Annotated in this window: 16 protein-coding genes; 5 read left to right on the top strand and 11 right to left on the bottom strand. The window is 74.5% G+C overall.

Going from position 1 to position 17,773, the window contains the following annotated elements; translation table 11 throughout:
• Positions 1-50 precede the first annotated feature (50 nt).
• From ACSUPR_RS20790 to ACSUPR_RS20770, 5 genes are all read right to left on the bottom strand, one after another.
• Positions 51-653: a hypothetical protein gene (locus tag ACSUPR_RS20790; protein WP_436886377.1), complete on the bottom strand. Its 603-nt coding sequence runs from the start codon at positions 651-653 to the stop codon at positions 51-53.
• A gap of 177 nt (positions 654-830) precedes the next feature.
• Positions 831-1,340, bottom strand: coding sequence for a hypothetical protein (locus tag ACSUPR_RS20785; protein ID WP_436886376.1), 510 nt, complete (start codon positions 1,338-1,340; stop codon positions 831-833).
• 62 nt (positions 1,341-1,402) lie between these two features.
• A complete protein-coding gene (locus tag ACSUPR_RS20780) occupies positions 1,403-2,200 on the bottom strand; it encodes a TIGR00730 family Rossman fold protein (RefSeq protein WP_436886375.1) in 798 nt (265 codons plus the stop codon).
• 117 nt (positions 2,201-2,317) lie between these two features.
• Positions 2,318-3,382 (bottom strand): succinyl-diaminopimelate desuccinylase, encoded by a 1,065-nt coding sequence (dapE, locus tag ACSUPR_RS20775; RefSeq protein ID WP_436892080.1) that lies wholly within the window; start codon positions 3,380-3,382, stop codon positions 2,318-2,320.
• 120 nt (positions 3,383-3,502) lie between these two features.
• A complete protein-coding gene (locus ACSUPR_RS20770; protein ID WP_436886374.1) occupies positions 3,503-4,339 on the bottom strand; it encodes a 2,3,4,5-tetrahydropyridine-2,6-dicarboxylate N-succinyltransferase in 837 nt (278 codons plus the stop codon).
• Between the two features lie 178 nt (positions 4,340-4,517).
• Here ACSUPR_RS20770 and ACSUPR_RS20765 point away from each other — a divergent pair, with 178 nt between their 5' ends.
• On the top strand, positions 4,518-5,387 hold the full coding sequence (locus ACSUPR_RS20765; RefSeq protein WP_436886373.1) for a hypothetical protein: 870 nt from the start codon (positions 4,518-4,520) through the stop codon (positions 5,385-5,387).
• A gap of 82 nt (positions 5,388-5,469) precedes the next feature.
• Here ACSUPR_RS20765 and dapC read toward each other — a convergent pair whose 3' ends face one another.
• Positions 5,470-6,576, bottom strand: a complete 1,107-nt coding sequence (dapC, locus tag ACSUPR_RS20760) for a succinyldiaminopimelate transaminase (RefSeq protein WP_436886372.1) — start codon at positions 6,574-6,576, stop codon at positions 5,470-5,472.
• A 176-nt stretch (positions 6,577-6,752) separates the two neighbouring features.
• Positions 6,753-7,073, bottom strand: coding sequence for a ferredoxin (gene fdxA / locus ACSUPR_RS20755; protein WP_436886371.1), 321 nt, complete (start codon positions 7,071-7,073; stop codon positions 6,753-6,755).
• 183 nt (positions 7,074-7,256) lie between these two features.
• On the opposite strand from fdxA, the gene ACSUPR_RS20750 reads away from it, so the two are divergent.
• From ACSUPR_RS20750 to ACSUPR_RS20740, 3 genes are all read left to right on the top strand, one after another.
• Entirely contained in the window at positions 7,257-7,514 is a 258-nt protein-coding gene (locus tag ACSUPR_RS20750; protein WP_436886370.1) for a putative acetyltransferase, read from the top strand.
• Positions 7,515-7,755: 241 nt separating this feature from the next.
• Positions 7,756-9,111 carry a hypothetical protein gene (locus ACSUPR_RS20745; protein WP_436886369.1) on the top strand — a complete coding sequence of 452 codons (1,356 nt, stop codon included), beginning with the start codon at positions 7,756-7,758 and terminating at the stop codon, positions 9,109-9,111.
• A 98-nt stretch (positions 9,112-9,209) separates the two neighbouring features.
• The gene (locus ACSUPR_RS20740; RefSeq protein WP_436886368.1) at positions 9,210-10,313 is read left to right on the top strand and encodes a site-2 protease family protein; all 1,104 of its coding nucleotides are present in this window, start codon (positions 9,210-9,212) and stop codon (positions 10,311-10,313) included.
• A gap of 63 nt (positions 10,314-10,376) precedes the next feature.
• On the opposite strand, the gene ACSUPR_RS20735 is transcribed toward ACSUPR_RS20740, so the two are convergent.
• A complete protein-coding gene (locus ACSUPR_RS20735; protein WP_436886367.1) occupies positions 10,377-10,904 on the bottom strand; it encodes a hypothetical protein in 528 nt (175 codons plus the stop codon).
• Positions 10,901-11,767: an N-acetyl-1-D-myo-inositol-2-amino-2-deoxy-alpha-D-glucopyranoside deacetylase gene (gene mshB / locus ACSUPR_RS20730; protein WP_436892078.1), complete on the bottom strand. Its 867-nt coding sequence runs from the start codon at positions 11,765-11,767 to the stop codon at positions 10,901-10,903. The genes ACSUPR_RS20735 and mshB overlap by 4 nt, the downstream gene beginning before the upstream one ends.
• A 147-nt stretch (positions 11,768-11,914) precedes the next feature.
• Between mshB and ACSUPR_RS20725 the strand changes: the two genes are divergently transcribed.
• Positions 11,915-14,125: a prolyl oligopeptidase family serine peptidase gene (locus ACSUPR_RS20725; RefSeq protein ID WP_436886366.1), complete on the top strand. Its 2,211-nt coding sequence runs from the start codon at positions 11,915-11,917 to the stop codon at positions 14,123-14,125.
• Between the two features lie 43 nt (positions 14,126-14,168).
• Here the strand turns inward: ACSUPR_RS20725 and ACSUPR_RS20720 are convergent, their stop codons facing one another.
• Both ACSUPR_RS20720 and ACSUPR_RS20715 read right to left on the bottom strand, forming a co-directional pair.
• Positions 14,169-16,004 carry a serine/threonine-protein kinase gene (locus ACSUPR_RS20720; protein WP_436886365.1) on the bottom strand — a complete coding sequence of 612 codons (1,836 nt, stop codon included), beginning with the start codon at positions 16,002-16,004 and terminating at the stop codon, positions 14,169-14,171.
• A gap of 25 nt (positions 16,005-16,029) precedes the next feature.
• Entirely contained in the window at positions 16,030-17,685 is a 1,656-nt protein-coding gene (locus tag ACSUPR_RS20715; protein WP_436886364.1) for a serine/threonine-protein kinase, read from the bottom strand.
• Positions 17,686-17,773 lie beyond the last annotated feature (88 nt).

The raw sequence follows: 17,773 nt of genomic DNA, 5'->3' as shown, positions 1-17,773 counted from the left end.
CTTGAACCGCGTCGGGGCCGGTTTTCCGATAACGATGCCGGACCGCGGGGTCAGGCCCCTCCGGAGAGCACGCCGGTGGAGACCATCCGGGTCCCCTCGCGGGTGACGGAGGACCACTCCGCCTTCAGCCCGTCCCCGCCGGGCCACACGGTCAGTTCCGCGTCGTCGACGCACCGCTCCTCGGGGTCGGCGGTCTCGGTGTAGGTGTACACCCGGCGGTCGTTGTCCGCCGCGGACAGCTCGAGCGTTCCCGAGCAGGTGAAGGTCGTCCAGGCGGTGCTGCCGCGCTCGGCGCCCTCCTCGATGCGGACCTCGGCGTGCCAGTCGGCGACGTGCTCGCCCTCGGTGTCGACCTGGGTCATCTCCCCCGCCCACGACCCGACGAACTCCTCGGCCGGAACGCCGGCGCCCGGCACGTCCTCGGCCTCGCCGCCGATCAGCGCCCACGCGGCGGCGGTACCGCCCGCGATGAGCAGGACGGCGGCCGCTCCGACGGCCAGCCCGGTGATCCGGCGGCGGCGCCGGGCGCTGCCCTGGACGGAGCGGGGCGGCGACCACAGGGACAGCTGCTGCACGGGGACGGCGGAGGTCGACGGGGCGGGCGCGCCGTCCCGGTCCCCGGCTCCCGACTCCAGTTCGGCTGCTGCGTCCATCCTCGACATCCTCACAAAGAATGCGCCCGCTCCGGGAGTGGGGCGGGGGTACGTGAGTACAGCGACCGAGAATAGAGCACGCGAACACGACGGATCGGCACGAGAAGGACGGCGCCCGTGTGATGCACGACATACCCGGGCCGCGCGCGGGCGGAGTGCGCGGGTCCGGGGCGCGGGTCACGGGCGGGCGCTGCCGGGCGACGGGAGGGAGCCGTCGTCCGCGGTGCCCCCGCCGTCGGCGCCGGTGTGCCCGCGGGCACCGCCGCGGTCAGCGGTCCCGGTGTCCCCCTCCGGGGTGTCCTCCCCTGCGGGGCGGTCGCCGGCGGGGAGGTCGCCGGGCAGGTGCGAGCCCGGGGTGGGCCCGGTGCCCTGCGGCACGTAGGACGGGTCCAGGCGCGACAGCCGCCACTCCAGGTCCTCGATCCGCGCCTCGCGCTCGCGCAGGGTGGCCGTGAGCCGCAGCAGCAGCTCGTCCACCGCGCGCACGTGGTACCCCCACATGGCCAGGGGGAGCAGCAGGCGGCCCAGTTCCACGGCCTTCACCGGCCGGTCGGAGGGCAGGTCGAGCGGGGGGTGGTCGGCCTCGAACCGGGCGAGGCGCCCGCCCTTGCCGAGCACGACGTAGACGACGCCGACGAGCACGGCCAGCGCGGCCGCGGCGACCAGGAAGAGGATGAGATGGGGCACGGCTCCGATCGTGCCACACCCGGTCGCCCCGTGGGAGCACGCGGGCGACCGGGAGGCGGGCGTCAGGAGCCGTCGTCGCCCCTGACGCGCTCCTGCGCGTCCTGCTCGCGGGCGATGGTCAGGTGCGCCTTCTTGATGATGTCGACCACCTCATCGGGGTCGTCGACCATCTGGACCAGGTCCATGTCGGCCGGTTTGATGAGCTCGTTCTCCAACAAGCTCTCGCGGATCCACTTCTCCATCCCGCCCCAGAACCCGGTACCGACCAGCACCACCGGGAACCGGGTGACCTTGTTGGTCTGCACCAGCGTGGCCGCCTCGAAGAGCTCGTCCAGGGTCCCGAAGCCGCCGGGCAGCACCACGAACGCCTGCGAGTACTTGACGAACATCGTCTTGCGCACGAAGAAGTAGCGGAACGTCATCCCCATGTCGATGTAGGAGTTGAGGGTCTGCTCGAAGGGCAGCTCGATCCCGAGCCCCACCGACAGCCCGCCCGCCTCCTTGGCCCCCTTGTTGGCGGCCTCCATCATCCCCGGTCCGCCCCCGGTGATGGTGGCGTACCCCGCCTCGGCCAGCTTCGCGCCGACCCGGACTCCCAGGTCGTAGTAGCGGGTGCCCGGCTTGATGCGGGCCGACCCGAACACGCTCACCGCCGAGGGCAGCTCGGAGAGCAGGCCGAAGCCCTCCACGAACTCCGACTGGATGCGCAGCACCCGCCAGGGGTCGGTGTGCACCCAGTCCGTGGGGCCGCGCCGGTCCAGCAGCCGCTGGTCGGTGGTGGTGTTGGGGATGGACTCTCCGCGGTAGGTGAGGGGACCCGCGTTCCTCACCTGCTCTTGCCCGTGTGCTTCTTCCGTCATGGCTCAAAACTATCCGCGCCGGAGCGGATCATGCCTGAACCGGATGTGTCACGGCGGTGGCCGACAGCGGCCGTTTCCGGGACGCCGGGCGGGTCCGGCGCAGGTCGGGGCGGCGGGTCAGCGGGTCCCGGTGAGCCAGGCGACCATGCGCTCCTCGGCCTCGCGGATGCGGGGGACCTCGGCGTACTCGCCGCGGGTGTGGGCGAGCGTGGGGTCGCCGGGGCCGTAGTTGACGGCGGGCACTCCCAGCTCGGAGAAGCGCGACACGTCGGTCCAGCCCAGCTTGGCGCGGGCCCGGCCCTCCCCCACCGCCTCGACGAACGCGGCCGCCGCGGGGTGGTCCAGCCCGGGGCGGGCGGGGGCGGCGGCGTCGGCCAGGCGCACCTCGAACCCGTCGAAGACCTCCCGCAGGTGCGCCTCGGCGTCGGCGACGGACAGGTCGGGGGCGAACCGGTAGTTGACCTTGACCACGCACTCGTCGGGGATGACGTTGCCCGCGACCCCGCCCCCGATGAACACGGCGTTGAGGCCCTCGTGGAAGCGCAGCCCCTCCACCTCGGGTTCGCGGGGGGTGTAGGCGCGCAGCGCGTCGAGGATCGCCCCGGCCCCGTGGATGGCGTTGACGCCCATCCAGGAGCGGGCACTGTGGGCGCGCTCGCCCCGGGCGACGACGTCGACCCGCATGGTGCCCTGGCAACCGCCCTCGATGACGCCGTCGGTGGGCTCCATGAGGATGGCGAAGTCCCCGACCAGCCACTCGGGGCGGTTGCGGGACAGGCGCAGCAGGCCGTTGCGCTCGGCGTCGACCTCCTCGTTGTCGTAGAAGACGTACGTGACGTCGTGCACGGGTTCGGTGACCAGGGCGGCCAGCTTGAGCTGGACCGCGACCCCGGCCTTCATGTCGGAGGTGCCGCAGCCGTAGAGGCGGTCGCCGTCCACCCGGGAGGGGACGTTGTCGACGATGGGCACGGTGTCGATGTGCCCGGCGATGACGACGCGGCGCTCGCGGCCCAGGGCGGTCCGGGCGACGACGGCGTCGCCGTCGCGGGTCACGGCCAGGTGGGGCAGCGCCGACAGGGCGCTTTCGATCTCGTCGGCGAGGACCTTCTCGGTGCCGCTCTCCGAGCGGATGTCCACGAGGGCGGCGGTGAGGTCCGCGACGTCCGAGGTCAGGTCGAGCATGAGGGCGTCCCCGTCTTCCATGGTCGTGGTGTGCGGCGCGGATGCGCGCGCCGCACACCACCCTAGAACGCCGACGGGCGCCCTCCGGGCGGGAGGACGCCCGGGGGGCCGGGGTCGCGGTCAGGCGTTGACGCCGTGCTCGCGGAGCAGGTCGTTGAGGGCGAGCTTGTCGTGCTCCTGCCCCTCGGCCAGCCGCTTCAGCACGAGCAGCACCGGCATGCCGAAGTCGCCGCCGGGGAAGCTCTTGACCCGGTTGGCGGTGACGCACACCGACCAGGCCGGGGCCTCGCCGCGCGGGAGCTCCTCGCCGGTCTCGGCGTCGAACACGCGGGTGGAGGAGGTGAGGATGGTGCCCGCGCCGAGCTTGGCGCCGGTGCGCACCCGGGCTCCCTCGACGACCATGCTGCGCGAGCCCAGGAAGGCGTCGTCCTCGATGACGACCGGGGAGGCCTGCGGCGGCTCCAGGACGCCGCCGACGCCCACGCCGCCGGACAGGTGGACGTTCCGGCCGATCTGCGCGCAGGAGCCGACGGTGGCCCAGGTGTCGACCATGGTGCCGGAGTCGACGTAGGCGCCGATGTTGGTGAAGGAGGGCATGAGGACGACGCCCGGGGCCAGGTGGGCGCCCCAGCGGGCGATCGCGCCCGGGACGACGCGGACACCGTCGAAACGGGTCTTCAGCGGCATGCGGTCGTGGTGGTAGAAGTCGCCGACCTGCGACTCCTTCATGTCCAGGACCTTGAAGCCGAGGAGGATCGAGCGCTTGGCGCGCTCGTCGACGACGACCTCGTCGGTGGCCGGGTCGACGAAGGCCACCCGGGCCTTGCCCTCGTCGATCTGGTCGATGGCGGAGGTGATGATCCCGCGCGCCTCGGTGTGTCCCGGGGTCAGTTCGGAACGCTGCTCCCAGAGTTCGTCGATCCGGTCGGGCAGCGGGCTGGAGTAGGAGCTGGTCATGTGGTCCACGTTAGTAGTTCCCCGGGGATCTCCCGGCCGCGGGCTCCCCGGTCGGCGTGCCCGGCCGTCCGCCGCGGGAGCACACCCGGGTCGGTGTTGACTACAATGCGCCCGAAGCGCCGCACGGCACGCCCTCCGGGACGGCGCGCCCCACCGTTCCCTATCCGATGGTCGTCCGTTGCCAAAGCGCCGTAGATTCTCAGCCTTCGTCAAGATCCTGTTCGCGCTGTTCCTCGTCTGCGGCGTCCTGGTCGCCGTGGGCTACTACGTGATGACCACCGTCGACCCGATCACGAGGGAGCCCGAGCCCGAGACCGGGTGCCGGGTGGACCTGTCCGACGGCAAGTACTCGTTGAAGGTCGAGCAGGCCATGAGCGCGACCACCGTCGGCGGTGTCGCGTTCGGCATGGACCTGCCGCCGGAGGCCGTGACCGTGGCCTACGCCACGGTGTGGCAGGAGACCGCGTTCTACAACCTGGAGTACGGCGACCGGGACTCCCTGGGGCTGTTCCAGCAGCGGCCGTCCCAGGAATGGGGCTCCCCCGAGGAGATCCTCGACCCGGTGTACTCCAGCCGCGCCTTCTACGAGGCGCTCGTGGAGGTCGACGGCTGGGAGGACAGGCCGGTGTTCGAGGCCGCCCAGGCGGTGCAGCGCAGCGCCGACGGCTACGCCTACGACCAGCACGAGAAGCTGTCGGCGCGGATGAACGAGGTGTTCACCGGCACCCGCGGGCCCGCTCTGACCTGCTGGTACGACCGCGAGACCCTGGCCTCGCTCACCTCGGGCGAGGCCGACGTGGCCGGCGCGGAGCAGGAGCTGGCGCGGGTGTTCGGGGTGGAGCCCGCGGCGCTGACCGACACGCCGGGGTCGCCCACCGGGGACCGCGGCTGGGCGATGGCCCTGTGGGCGGTGGCGCACGCCGAGCAGTACGGGCTGACCACGGTCGCCTACAACGACCGCGTGTGGCGCGCTTCCGACGGCACCGAGGGCACCGCCGAGTGGCAGACCTACGTCGACGACACCAGGGGCGCCCTGGTCCTGTCCTGAGCGCCACTTCCGGAGCACCGGGAGGGACGCCCCCGGCGGGTCCCGCCGGGGGCGGGGGCCGGGGGCTCCGGCGGGCGGGACGTCAGGCGGACAGGCGGGCGGCGGCCGCCTCGACGCGCTCGTCGGTGGCGGTGAAGGCCACCCGCACGGCGCCGCCGCCCGCGGGCCCGTAGAACTCGCCGGGGGCCACGAGGATGCCGCGCTCGGCCAGGTGCTCCACGGCCCCCCAGGCGTCGTGCCCGGGGTGGGAGGCCCACAGGTACAGCCCGGCCTCGGAGTGCTCGATCCGCCAGCCCGCGCCGGTGAGGACGCCCCGCAGCCGGTCCCGGCGGGCGCGGTAGCGCTCCTTCTGCTCCTCGGCGTGCGCGTCGTCGTCCAGCGCGGCGCCCATGGCGGCCTGGACCGGGGCGGGCACGATCATCCCGGCGTGCTTGCGCACGGCCAGCAGCTCCTGCACCAGGGCGGTGTCGCCGGCGACGAACGCGGCGCGGTACCCGGCCAGGTTGGAGCGCTTGGACAGGGAGTGCACCGCGAGCAGCCCCTCGTGGGAGCCGTCGCACACGGACGGGTGCAGGATCGACACCGGCTCCCCGCCCTCCCAGCCCAGGTCGAGGTAGCACTCGTCGGACGCGACGATCACACCGCGCTCGCGGGCCCAGGCGACGACCTTGCGCAGGTGCGGCACGCCCAGCACGCGGCCGGTCGGGTTGCTCGGCGAGTTCACCCACAGCAGCCGCACCGGGGCGGGGCCCAGGGCGGTCAGGCCGTCGGCGGCCACCGGGGTCGCCCCGGCGAGGCGGGCGCCGATGTCGTAGGTGGGGTAGGCGAGCTCGGGGTGGACGACGGTGTCGCCCGGACCCAGGCCGAGCAGGGTCGGCAGCCAGGCGACGAGCTCCTTGGAGCCCACCGTCGGCAGCACGCCCTCCTCCGGGACGCGCACCCCGTGGCGGCGCTCCAGCCAGCCGGTGATGGAGGCCCGCAGAGCCGGGGTCCCCCAGGTCATCGGGTAGCCCGGGCTGTCGGCGGCGGCGGCCAGAGCGGCGCGCAGGCCCGGCGGGACCGGGTCCACCGGTGTGCCCACCGACAGGTCGACGATGCCGTCGGGGTGGTCCGCGGCGATCTTCTTGTACGGGGTCAGCCGATCCCACGGGAAGGTGGGGAGCCGGTCCGTCACGGGCCGCCGGGTCATCGTGTCTCCATCGGGTCGTCCGGGCCGGCGCGGCCCGGGGCGTCGTACTGGTGTCCTCACACCGATCGCGCCGACCCTCCCGGTGCGGGGGGATCGGCGCGATGGCGGTGGGATCGCACGCAGGGGCGCCCTCTGCGCCACGGAGGCGCACCGGCGGGCGATCGGAAGGGCCCGGGCTACTCCGCCTGCGGCGGCAGCTTGGCGATGAGGGGGTGGTCGCGGTCGATCTTGCCGACCTTGGAGGCGCCGCCCGGGGAGCCGAGGTCGTCGAAGAACTCGACGTTGGCCTTGTAGAAGTCCGACCACTGCTCGGGCAGGTCGTCCTCGTAGTAGATGGCCTCGACCGGGCAGACCGGCTCGCACGCACCGCAGTCAACGCACTCGTCCGGGTGGATATACAGGCTGCGCTCGCCCTCGTAGATGCAGTCCACGGGGCACTCGTCGATGCACGCCTTGTCCATCACATCAACACAGGGCTGCGCGATGACGTAGGTCACGTCGTACTCCTTGATCTCACCCCCGCGTTCCCACGGGGGAGGCGGGGACCTCACAGAGACGTGCGGGAGCAGGTCCGGCGTGCGGGCGCCCGGGTCCCTGCCCCGGCCTCTGCAGTGATTGGCACAGATGTCGTACTCCTAGTATGGCGGCGAAGGGGAGTCGTCGCACAATCGGGGGGCGCGTTGCACATGGCGGGGCGCCTGGTCCACCGGATCACCCGGGGGGACACGGGCAGCAGGGTCTCCATCCGAATCCACCTCCCGGAGGGGGGGTTCACCGATATCGTCGGGGTGCTGGAGTCATGGGACGACGGCGTGCTCACCGTGCGTCGGCGCGACGGCCGGGAATCGCGTGTGGCGGAGTCGTCCATCGCCGCCAGCCGCGTCGTCCCCGACACTCCCCCGCGCCGGGGCGGGGCGGCCCCCGGCCGCACCCCGTGACCGGCGCGGCCGCCGCGGACGTCCTGCGTGTCCGCGGTGTTCGGCGGGCGCACGGATGTGCAGGTCGCGTCCGCGGGAAGGCATTGTTCCGCTCCACCGGGGTAGGAGAGGCTCGACTCCGGCGGTCGCCCTCCTAACAGCCGGTGACCACGCAGGACCGCGAAGTACCGCGCCCCCGACGGCACCCCCCGGCGGACACGTGGGCGTCAACCACGGGGTTTCGGGGAGGTCGGCGCCGTCCATGGGTGAAGCAGTAGCGTCCGCGCTCGCCGAGCTGGCCCGGCGCGACGGGCGGTCGGCGGAGATGGCCAGACAGGCCCTGGACATGCTGGCTCCGGGCGACGACCTGGAGAACCTCAACCAGCACGCCGTCCAGCGGTTCTGCTGGTTCGAGCTGCCCGCCCGCTTCTCCCGGGACGACCGGACGGCCGCGCTCCGCGCCCTGGACACCCTCTTCTCGCTGCTCCAGCTGTACCGGTACGCGCAGATCTGCTCGTCCCCGGCGACCATCGACCTGGTCTCGGTCCACGGCGAGGACCACGGGGCCGGGGTGGCCGTGTACGAGCGGCTGATGTGGGAGTCCGGGGTGGAGCCGCCGGACCTGCCCGAGCTGACCTGGGGCACCGTGGTCGGCGACGCCGAGATCCGGGCCCGGCAGGAGACCGCGTCGGCGCTGGAGCTGGCGATCGTGCTGGGCGACGTACGACCCGGAAAGCAGGGCTGGCGGCAGGCCCAGGAGAAGTTCACCCGGTCCTTCCTGACCCGGCCCGACGACCGGGGGATCAGCCACCTGGACCGGATCCGCGAGGAACGGGTGCGGGCCTGGCTGTCCTCGCCCGCCCACCCGCACCGCCGGCACCTGTGGCCGCTGGTCGGCCGGATCATCGCGGGCGCCGACGTCCCGCGCACCGCCGACGCCGCCATGGCGCCCCTGCAACGGCTGCTGGACCTGGCCGAGGACGGGATCGCGCTCACCCAGATCGGCTACATCTCCCCCGGCGTGGTGCGGTCGATGTGCGAGGACTTCGGCTGGCGCACCTCCCCCGAGCCGCCGCGCAGCGAGACCGACGCCACCCAGCTCATCGCCCTGCACCAGATGATGCGGGGCATGCGGGTGGTGCGCCGCTCCGGCCGCCGCCTGGTGCTGACCCGGCGCGGGCGCCAGCTGCGCGCCGACCCGGAGGAGATGTGGCGCGCCGCCACCGAGACCCTGTGCCGCACCGGCGGGGCGGAGCAGGCGGCCGCGGAGACGCTGCTGGGCATGCTGCTGTCGCGCACCCCGCAGGGCAGCGGATCGCACTCCCGGCGCGGGGAGTCGGACATGATCGCCGCCGAGCACCTGCTCACCGGCTCCGGGTGGACGCCGCCCGAGCCGCAGAGCCCGTCGGGGCGGCACGCCGCCTCGCACCGGCGCACCGCCGAGGCGGCCTCCGACCAGCTGCGGGCCATGGTGATGTCGGTGAGCTGGCTCCTGGACGCACTGGGCCTGCTCACCGAGGACGACGGGGACGGGCACCGGGAGCTGACCCCGGCCGGACGGGCGTTCGCGCTGGCCTGCCTGCACAAGTCGGCGGTGGCGCCGCGCGCGGTGGTCTGAGCGGGGCGGCCCGCCGCTGCCGGGCACCCGCTGCGGACCGGTGCCCGACAGGGCCTAACCTGGAGCGCGGACAACCCCGCGCGACCAGCAGGAGCACCATGCCCACGCCCGACCCGGCCCCGAAGTCGGAGACGACCGACGCGCCCGACGCCCCGCGCACGGACGCCGCCGACCCCTGGGAGCGCATGCCCGAGGACGCCCTGAACCGCCCGGGGCTGGCCGGCCGGGGGCCCGGCACCGGGGCGCGGACCGCCCCGGACGAGGAGTCCGGCGGGGCGGGGAAGGGCCGCAGGGGCGGAGAGCGCGGGGCCGCGGACGGCGCGGACGGCGCGGACGGCGCGGACGGCGCGGACGGCGCGGACGGCGCGGACGGCGCGGACGGCGCGGACGGCGGCGAACGCGCCGGGGGCGTGTTCGACTTCCTGCCCAGCCCCGTGTTCGTTCTGGTCCTGGGCCTGACCGTGTTCGCCGGGTGGCTGTCCTGGCGGGCCGTGGAGATGGACTGGGCGCCCGAGAACACCAGCGTCACCCCGCTGATCCCACCGCTGTTCATCCTGCTGGGCTGGATCGTCTCCTGCGCGGTGCACGAGTACGCCCACGCGCTCGCCGCGCACCTGGCCGGCGACGGTTCCCAGCGCGGCGGCGCCTACCTGCGGCTCAACCCGTTCGGGTTCGGGCACGCCTTCGCCGGGACCGTGCTGCCCGCCCTCTACCTGGGCCTGGGCGCCTTCGGCCTCAACGGGCCGCCCGCCTTCGTGGACTGGGAGCGGATCCCCCGGGGGCGGCGGGTCGCGGTGGCGCTGGCCGGGCCGCTGGCGAGCCTGGTGCTGGCGGCCGCCCTGGCCGTCGCCGTGTCGGTCCTGGTACCGCCGGGCAACGACACCACCAACTGGGCGATCTCGGCGCTGGCGTTCCTGGCCTTCCTCAACCTGACCTCCGCGGTGATCAACCTGCTGCCGGTCCCCGGCCTGGACGGCTTCGAGGTGCTCGCCGCAGCCCTGCCGGGCCGGCCGTGGGTGTCCGCCGTCCGGCTGAACGCGCTGTTCGGCTCCGTGGCGGTGTTCGCCGTCCTGTGGTTCCCGGTGCTGCGGGACCTCTGGGTGGGCCTGTTCTACGCGCTGTTCCGGACCGTCATGCCCAACCCGACGTTCGAGGGCACCGTGTTCCTCGGCGAGCTGCTGCTCCAGTTCTGGAACGCCTGAGCCGCCGCCCGGACCGTGGACGAGGGCCCCCGCCGTACCCGGCGGGGGCCCTCGTCCGCTCCCTCAGGCCCGGTCGGTCCCGGAGACCGGGGGCAGCCCGGCCAGGAAGGGGTTGCGGCCCCGGGAGGCGCGCACCACAGCGACCGCCAGCACCACCATGGACCCGAAGAGGAAGCCGTAGTGGAGCAGGTGGTCGGTCAGCACGATGTCGCCGCCCGGCAGGTACGCGGTGAACACCATGGTCGCGGCCACGAAGCCCAGCGCGAAGGCGAGACCGCCCGACAGCCCGCGGGTGCCCCACGAGCACAGGCGGCACAGGCCGTACAGGGCGCCCAGCAGCAGCGCCAGCCCCGCCACGCCCAGTACCTGGGCCGGGGCCCCCGCCTCCCAGTAGCGGGTGAGCCAGCCCGCGGCGACCGCCGACAGCACGCCGGCCGCCAGTCCCGCCAGCAGCAGCACCGGGAAGGTGACCGCGGTCAGCACCGCCGAGGCCACCGGGTCCTGCCGCCCGGGCGCCTCGTAGCGGGCCGGGTCGGCCTTCTCGGCCGGGGCCCGCCCGGCTCGGGCGCCGCCGCCCCCGGGCGCGCTCACAGGCCCTCGAAGAGGTCGGTCTCGAACTCCCCGGCCGCACGGCGCCGGGTCGGTCCGAGCAGCAGGGTGAAGTACTCCACCGCGTCGATCTCCTGGGCGATGCCGTTGGACAGGGCGAAGCGCTCGCCGTCCACGGTGATCTGGGTGGCGTGGGCGCGCATCGCCAGGGCCTTGGCCGCCCAGTGGTCGGTGGCGTCGATCCGGGTGGTGACCAGCTCGTCGGGGGTGCCCCGGGCGATGTCGGACACCGCGCGCGGCGGGGTGAACGGCCCCGCCTCCTCGCTCAGCCGGGCGATGGACGCCTCGATCACCGACACCGGCTGGGCGATCGCGTACAGCTTGCGGACCTGCCAGGGCGTGCCCGGCATGGACCGCTCCCCCGCCCTGACACAGGCGCGCCGGGTGATCCGGTGGGCCTGGACGTGGTCCGGGTGGCCGTAGCCGCCGTGCTCGTCGTAGGAGACCACGACGTGCGGGCGGACCTCGCGGACGATCTCCGCGAGCAGGTGGGCGGCCTCCTCCGGGTCGGCCCCCAGGAACGCCTTCGGGTGGCCGTTGGAGGGGGCGCCCGACATGCCGGAGTCGCGGTAGCGGCCCGGTCCGCCCAGGAACCGGTGGTCGCGCACCCCCAGGGACACGCAGGCCTTGTCCAGCTCGCCGATCCGGTGGTCGCCGAGGGTGTCGTCGCGGTCGGCCGCCAGGTGTGCGAGGTCGGCGGGGATGACCTCGCCCTCCTCGCCCAGGGTGCAGGTCACCAGGGTGACCCCCGCACCTTCGGCCGCGTACTTCGCCAGCGTGGCCCCGGTGACGATGCTCTCGTCGTCGGGGTGGGCGTGCACCATCATCAGTCGTCTGTCGGTCAGCACGTGGTGAACAATACCGGCCGGATGCCCTCGATCCCGCCTGAACGGCCAGGTCGCGCGTCGGCCGGGTCGGACTCCGCGGTCCGCGGCGTCCGGTCGTCCACAGGGGTCGAACGGGGAGCGGGGATGTGGGCCACAATCGGATCCATGAGTTTTCCTCGCCAACAGGCCCGTACCCAGCGATTCACCATCGGTGTGCCGCGATCCTTCGAGATCTCCCCGGACGGACGGCGCGTCGCCTTCCTGAGGGGACGCGACGGCACCGACACCGCCACGTGCCTGTGGGTGCACGAGGCGGAGGAGGGCACCGAGCAGGTGGTCGCCGACCCCCGCGCGCTCGGCGCCGACGACGAGAACCTGCCCCCCGAGGAGCGGGCGCGCCGGGAGCGGCTGCGCGAGAGCGGCGGCGGGATCGTGTCGTACACCGTGGACCGGGCGTTCACCCGCGCCGTGTTCACCCTGTCCGGCCGCCTGTTCTACGTGGACCTGGTGGGCGACCGCACCGAGCCGCGCGAGCTGCCCGCCGCCACCCCCGTGGTGGACCCGCGGATCAGCCCGGCGGGCGACCGGGTCGCGTACGTCAGCGGCGGGGCGCTGCGGGTCATCGACATCGCCGACGCCGAGCCCGACCACGGCGACCGGGCTCTGGCCGTCCCCGACGGCGAGAACGTCACCTGGGGCCTGGCCGACTTCATCGCCGCCGAGGAGATGGGCCGCTACCGCGGGTTCTGGTGGGCGCCCGACGGCTCGGCGCTGCTGGCCGCCCGGGTGGACGAGTCCCCCGTGGGCCGCTGGTACGTGGACGACCCGGCCGCCCCCGAGCAGGAGCCCACCGCGCTGCGCTACCCCGCGGCGGGCACCGCCAACGCCGAGGTGCGCCTGGCCGCGCTGGCCGTCACCCCGTCCTCCGTGTTCCGCGCCGACGGCGCCCCCGAGCCGGTGTGGATCGACTGGGACCGGGAGGCGCTGCCCTACCTGGCCACCGCCGGGTGGACGACCGGCCCGGACGGCTCCCCCACCGTGGTGTTCACGGCGCAGAGCCGCGACCAGCGCACCCTCACCCTGTTCGGCGCCGACCCGGCGACCGGGCTGAGCATGGAGACGCGCACCGAGACCGACCGCGTGTGGGTCGAGCTGATGCCGGGCGTGCCCGCCCACACCGACGGGGGGCACCTGGTGTGGATCGGCCGCGAGGGCGGCACCGGCCCGCGCCGGGTGTTCGTCGGCGGACGCGCCGTCAGCCCCGCCGACGTGTACGTGCGCGGAGTGGTGGACGTGGACGGCGAACGGATCCTGTACTCCGGCTCGCCCGAGGGGCGGCCCGGCGACGTCTCGCTGTGGCTGGCGGACCCGGTCTCCGGGCTGTCCGCCCCGGTCGAGCCGCCCGGGCACGGCGACCCGGCTCCGGCCGACGCCGACGCGCACGGCGGGCTGCGCTCGGGGCGGCTGCGCGGCGACACCCTGGTGGTGCAGCACCGGTCGATGGAGTTCGCGGGGGTGCGCACCCTGGTGGTCCGCGGGGCGAGCACCGAGACCCGCCGCGGGTACGGGACCATCGAGAGCTTCGCCGAGGCACCGGACCTGCCCGAGCCGAGGGTGGAGTTCTGGCGGGCGGGCGAGCGGGGCATCCCGTGCGCGCTGGTGCTGCCCTCCTGGTACCGGGACGACCTGCGCCCGCTGCCGGTGCTCATGGCCCCCTACGGCGGCCCGCACGCCCAGCGGGTGCTCCACACGCGCGGGGCGTTCCTGACCGCCCAGTGGTACGCCGAGCAGGGCTTCGCGGTGCTCATCGCGGACGGGCGCGGCACCCCCGGCATCAGTGTGGAGTGGGAGCAGGAGATCCACCTGGACCTGGCCTCGGGGGTGCTGGAGGACCAGGTCACCGCCCTGCGCGACGCCGCCGGGCGGTTCGGCTTCCTGGACACCTCCCGGGTGGGGATCCACGGGTGGTCGTTCGGCGGCTACCTGTCGGCGCTGGCGGTGCTGCGCCGCCCGGACGTGTTCCACGCCGCCGTGGCGGGCGCCCCGGTCATCGACTGGCGCCTGTACGACACCCACTACACGGAGCGCTACCTGGGCCTGCCCCAGGACGACCCGGAGGTGTACGGGCGCAGCTCGCTGCTGGAGGACGCGGCCGGGCTGGAGCGGCCGCTGATGATGATCCACGGCCTGTCCGACGACAACGTGGTGTTCGCCCACACCCAGCGGATGTCCTCGGCGCTGCTGGCGGCGGGGCGCAGGCACACGGTGCTGCCGCTGTCGGGGGTGACCCACTCCCCGTCCGACCCGACGGTGTCGGAGAACCTGATGCTGCTCCAGGTGGAGTTCCTCAAGGACTCCCTGCGCGGCGACGCCTGACCGCCCGGTGCCGTGCGCGCCGCGCGCACGGCACCGGCCCGGGTCAGTAGGACACGGCGGGGACGTCGGTCCCCTCCTCGGGCACCGGCAGGTCCACCGGCTCGCCGAAGTGGACGAAGATGATCTCGAAGGTGTGGACGCGGAAGGGCTCGCCGGTGTCCGTGGGCCCCCAGTCGGGGAAGTCCTGCGTCGTCCGGTATCGGAGCGGGTATCCGTCCTCACCGATCCACAGGTCGAAGACCACGTCCTCTCCCACGGGCTGCTCATCGCTCGTCGGCGGGTCGGGGGGGAAGGTCCCCGAGTACCGGTGGCCCCGGAGGGAGGCCATGTCCCGCTCGGCGGCGATGTCCTCCGGGACGAACTCCGTGGGGACGGGTGTGAGCCCCGCGTACTCGGCCGTCGCGCCCTCGCGGCCGGTCCTCTCCAGGATGCCGTTCATCTCCGCCTCCCATCCGGAACGGGGGCCCTGCAGCTGCGGGGCACCGGCCGGATCGACGGTGAGCATGTCCGAGGACATTCCGTCCGCGCCGCCCTGGCGCAGGGGGATGACCCGCTCCGCGTCGGGTCCGACCTCCATGTGCCCGCTCATGAGGGCCCCGTAGTACCGGACCTCCATGTAGCGGGGTTCGGGGTTCCGGGTGTAGGCGTAGTCGGCGGACGCCGGGTCGCCGACGTCGTTGGTGTGGAAGCGGCTGTAGGTGAGGAAGCTCGGAGCCTCCATGGCGAGCCGGACGGCCTCCCCGATCGCCTCGGAGGGGTCCTGCGCCGCGGTCGCGGTGGAGGCCGACTCCTGCGGGGCCGGGTCGGCCTGGGGCTCCCCGCCGTCGGGGCGCAGGAAGGTCAGCCAGACCCCCAGCAGGGCCGTCACGAGCACGGCGGACACGGCCGGGACCAGGAGCGCGGCCCGCGGTCGGCGGCGCACCCGCCGGGGCGCGGGCGCCGACACGCCGCGCCACTCGACCGCGAGCATGGTGGGCACCGCCCGGTCGGGATCCGGGAGGGCCGGCTGCTGGACGCGGGTGGCGCTCCACGCCGCGGTCACCTCGGCGAGGGCCTGCGCGGCGGTCGGGCGGTCCTGCGGGTTCTTGGCCAGGGCGCGGCGCACCGTCGGCACCAGTTCCGGCGGCATCCCGGTGAGGTCGGGCTCCGCCGTGCGGGTGCGGTGGACCACCACGTCCAGCGGCCCCCCCGCGAAGGGGTCGCGCCCGGTGGTCCCGAAGGCGACCAGGCAGCCCCAGGCGAACATGTCGGAGAACTCCGAGGCCGGGACCCCGCCGTACTGTTCGGGCGCCATCCAGCCGGGGGTGCCGAACAGGCCGCCGGTGCGGGTCAGCGCCGTGCCGTCGGCGGCCCTGGCGATGCCGAAGTCGAGGACTTTGGGCCCCGACGGGGACAGGATCACGTTGCCGGGTTTGAGGTCGCGGTGGACGACCCCCTCCGCGTGGATCCCGGTGAGTGCCTCGGCCAGGCCCGCGGCCAGGGAGATGCCGAGACCCCCGGTGAGCGGTCCGTTCTTCCTGACGTAGGCGCGCAGGGTGTCCCCCGGCACGTACTCGGTGGCCATCCAGGGGCTCTCGGCGGCGGTGTCCGCGCCCAGGAAGGCGGCGGTGCAGGAGGCCCTGACGCGGGCGACCATGGCCACCTCGCGGGCGAACCGGGCCCGGAAGTCGGGGTCGGCGGCGTAGTGCGGGTGCACGACCTTGACGGCGGCGTGTCCGGCCTCGGCGGAGACGCCCGCGTACACGGCGCCCATACCGCCCGCGCCGATCCTGCCGACGATGTCGTAGGGGCCTATCCGGGACGGTTCCCGGTCGGTGATCGGCCGTACCCCCTCCGGGAGGAGGCCTCGGGCGAACGGCGGTGACTCGGCGTGGGGCATGGTGCTCCTGGTAGGGGTGGGGTCGTCAGGGGGAGACGAGGCAGTCCGGGTCGAGCGGTGCCAGGGAAAGGCCGGGGAAGGTCTCGGGCCCCTCTTCGTCGAAGAAGCAGAATCCGCCCGTCCGGTCTCGGGGGAAGCGCTCCTGCCCGTCCACCGTCTCGGTCAGGGCCGAGGGCAGGTAGTAGACGGCCCGGGGGGACGCGAGGCCCTCCGCGAATCCGGGAATGAGCTGCTCGGGGGTGTCCGGGCTCAGTACGAACAGCCCGCCCTGGTGGCGGGCGGCGACGGTGAGGTGGTCCTGCCCGGCGGGATCCCCGTCGGTCCAGGCGAAATCGCTGGTGCGGAACTGGATCTCACCGAAGTCGAGCAGGTACTCCACCCGCCACTCGACCCCCCAGCGGGTGTCCCCCACCGTCTCGAACACCCCCACCGGAGTGACCCGGAGCTGGTCCAGTGAGGTCCCGTCCGGGCCCACCAGGGAGCGGACGACGGCCGGTTCGCCGCCGGGGGCCGCCTCGATGACCACGGTCCCGTTCTCGTAGAGGTCGCGGTACTCCTCGGGAACGCCGGCGGGGACCTGCTCCCCGCCGGCTGTGCCGGACTCCGGAGCGGTCCCGGCCGGGGCGTCCTGCGCCGTCGGCCCGCCGTCCCCGGGGCCCGGCGGGGGGAGCAGTGCGGAGGCGGTGGCGACGCCCACGGCGAGCGCGGTCGCGGCGGCGGCCGCCGCGAGGACGCGGCCGTGGCGGCGCGCCCAGGACCGGCGCGGCGGTGCGGCGCGCGCCCAGGAGCCCGGGTCGGCGTCCACCGGGGGCAGGACGGCCGCCCAGGGGGCCGGGACGGGGAGGGCGGGCAGGGCCGCGGCCGCCTCGGCGGCGGAGGGCCGCCGGGCGGGGTCCTTGTCCAGGGCGGCGGCCAGGACCGGCCGCAGCGGCGCGGGGACGCCGTCGAGGGCGGGCGGGGCGGACAGCACCGCCGAGACGACGCCCTCCGTGGTGCCCGAGCCGAACGGCCCGCGGCCGGTGGCCGCGAACACCACCATGCACGCCCAGGCGAACACGTCCGAGCGGTCGGTGGCGGCCTCCCCCCGGTACTGCTCCGGGGAGATCCACCCCGGGGTGCCCACCAGGGCGCCGGTCCGGGTCAGCGCGGTCTCCTCCGCTGCGCGGGCGATGCCGAAGTCCAGGATCCGCGGGCCGTCCGGGGACAGGATCACGTTGCCGGGCTTGAGGTCGCGGTGCACCACCCCCGCCGCGTGGACGGCGGCCAGCGCCCGCGCGGTGACACGGGCGAAGTCGGCCAGGTGACCGGGGGGCAGCGGGCCGCCGCCGCGCACCCGGGCGTCCAGGGTGGGGCCGGGCACGTACTCGGTAGCCAGCCACGGGATGTCGGCCCGGGTGTCGGCGGCCAGGAAGCCCGGCACCCCCTCGGCCCGGACCCGGCGCACCAGCCGGACCTCGCGGGCGAAGCGGTCGCGGAAGTCGGGGTCGGCGGCGTACATCGCGTGGACCAGCTTGAGCGCGGCGCGCCGGTCGCGGTCGTCCAGGGCCGCGTACACGGTGCCCATGCCGCCGGCGCCGAGGCGGCCGGCGATCCGGAAGGGGCCGACGGTCCGGGGGTCCCCGGCAGGCAGGGGGGTCACGCCGGAGGGCGCGCCCGGCGGGTGGGTCGGGGGATGGTTCACGGGGACGACGATCCTCGCTCGTTCCAGGGGGTGGAGGTCACCTTCCGTGACCGCCCCTTACGATACCGAGTGCCCGAAAAAGGTTCCC

The sequence above is a fragment of the Nocardiopsis dassonvillei genome (assembly GCF_964273065.1).
Lineage (GTDB): Bacteria > Actinomycetota > Actinomycetes > Streptosporangiales > Streptosporangiaceae > Nocardiopsis > Nocardiopsis dassonvillei_B.
The sequence above is the reverse complement of the archived record's forward strand: the minus strand, read 5'-3'. Positions and strand labels throughout refer to the sequence as shown.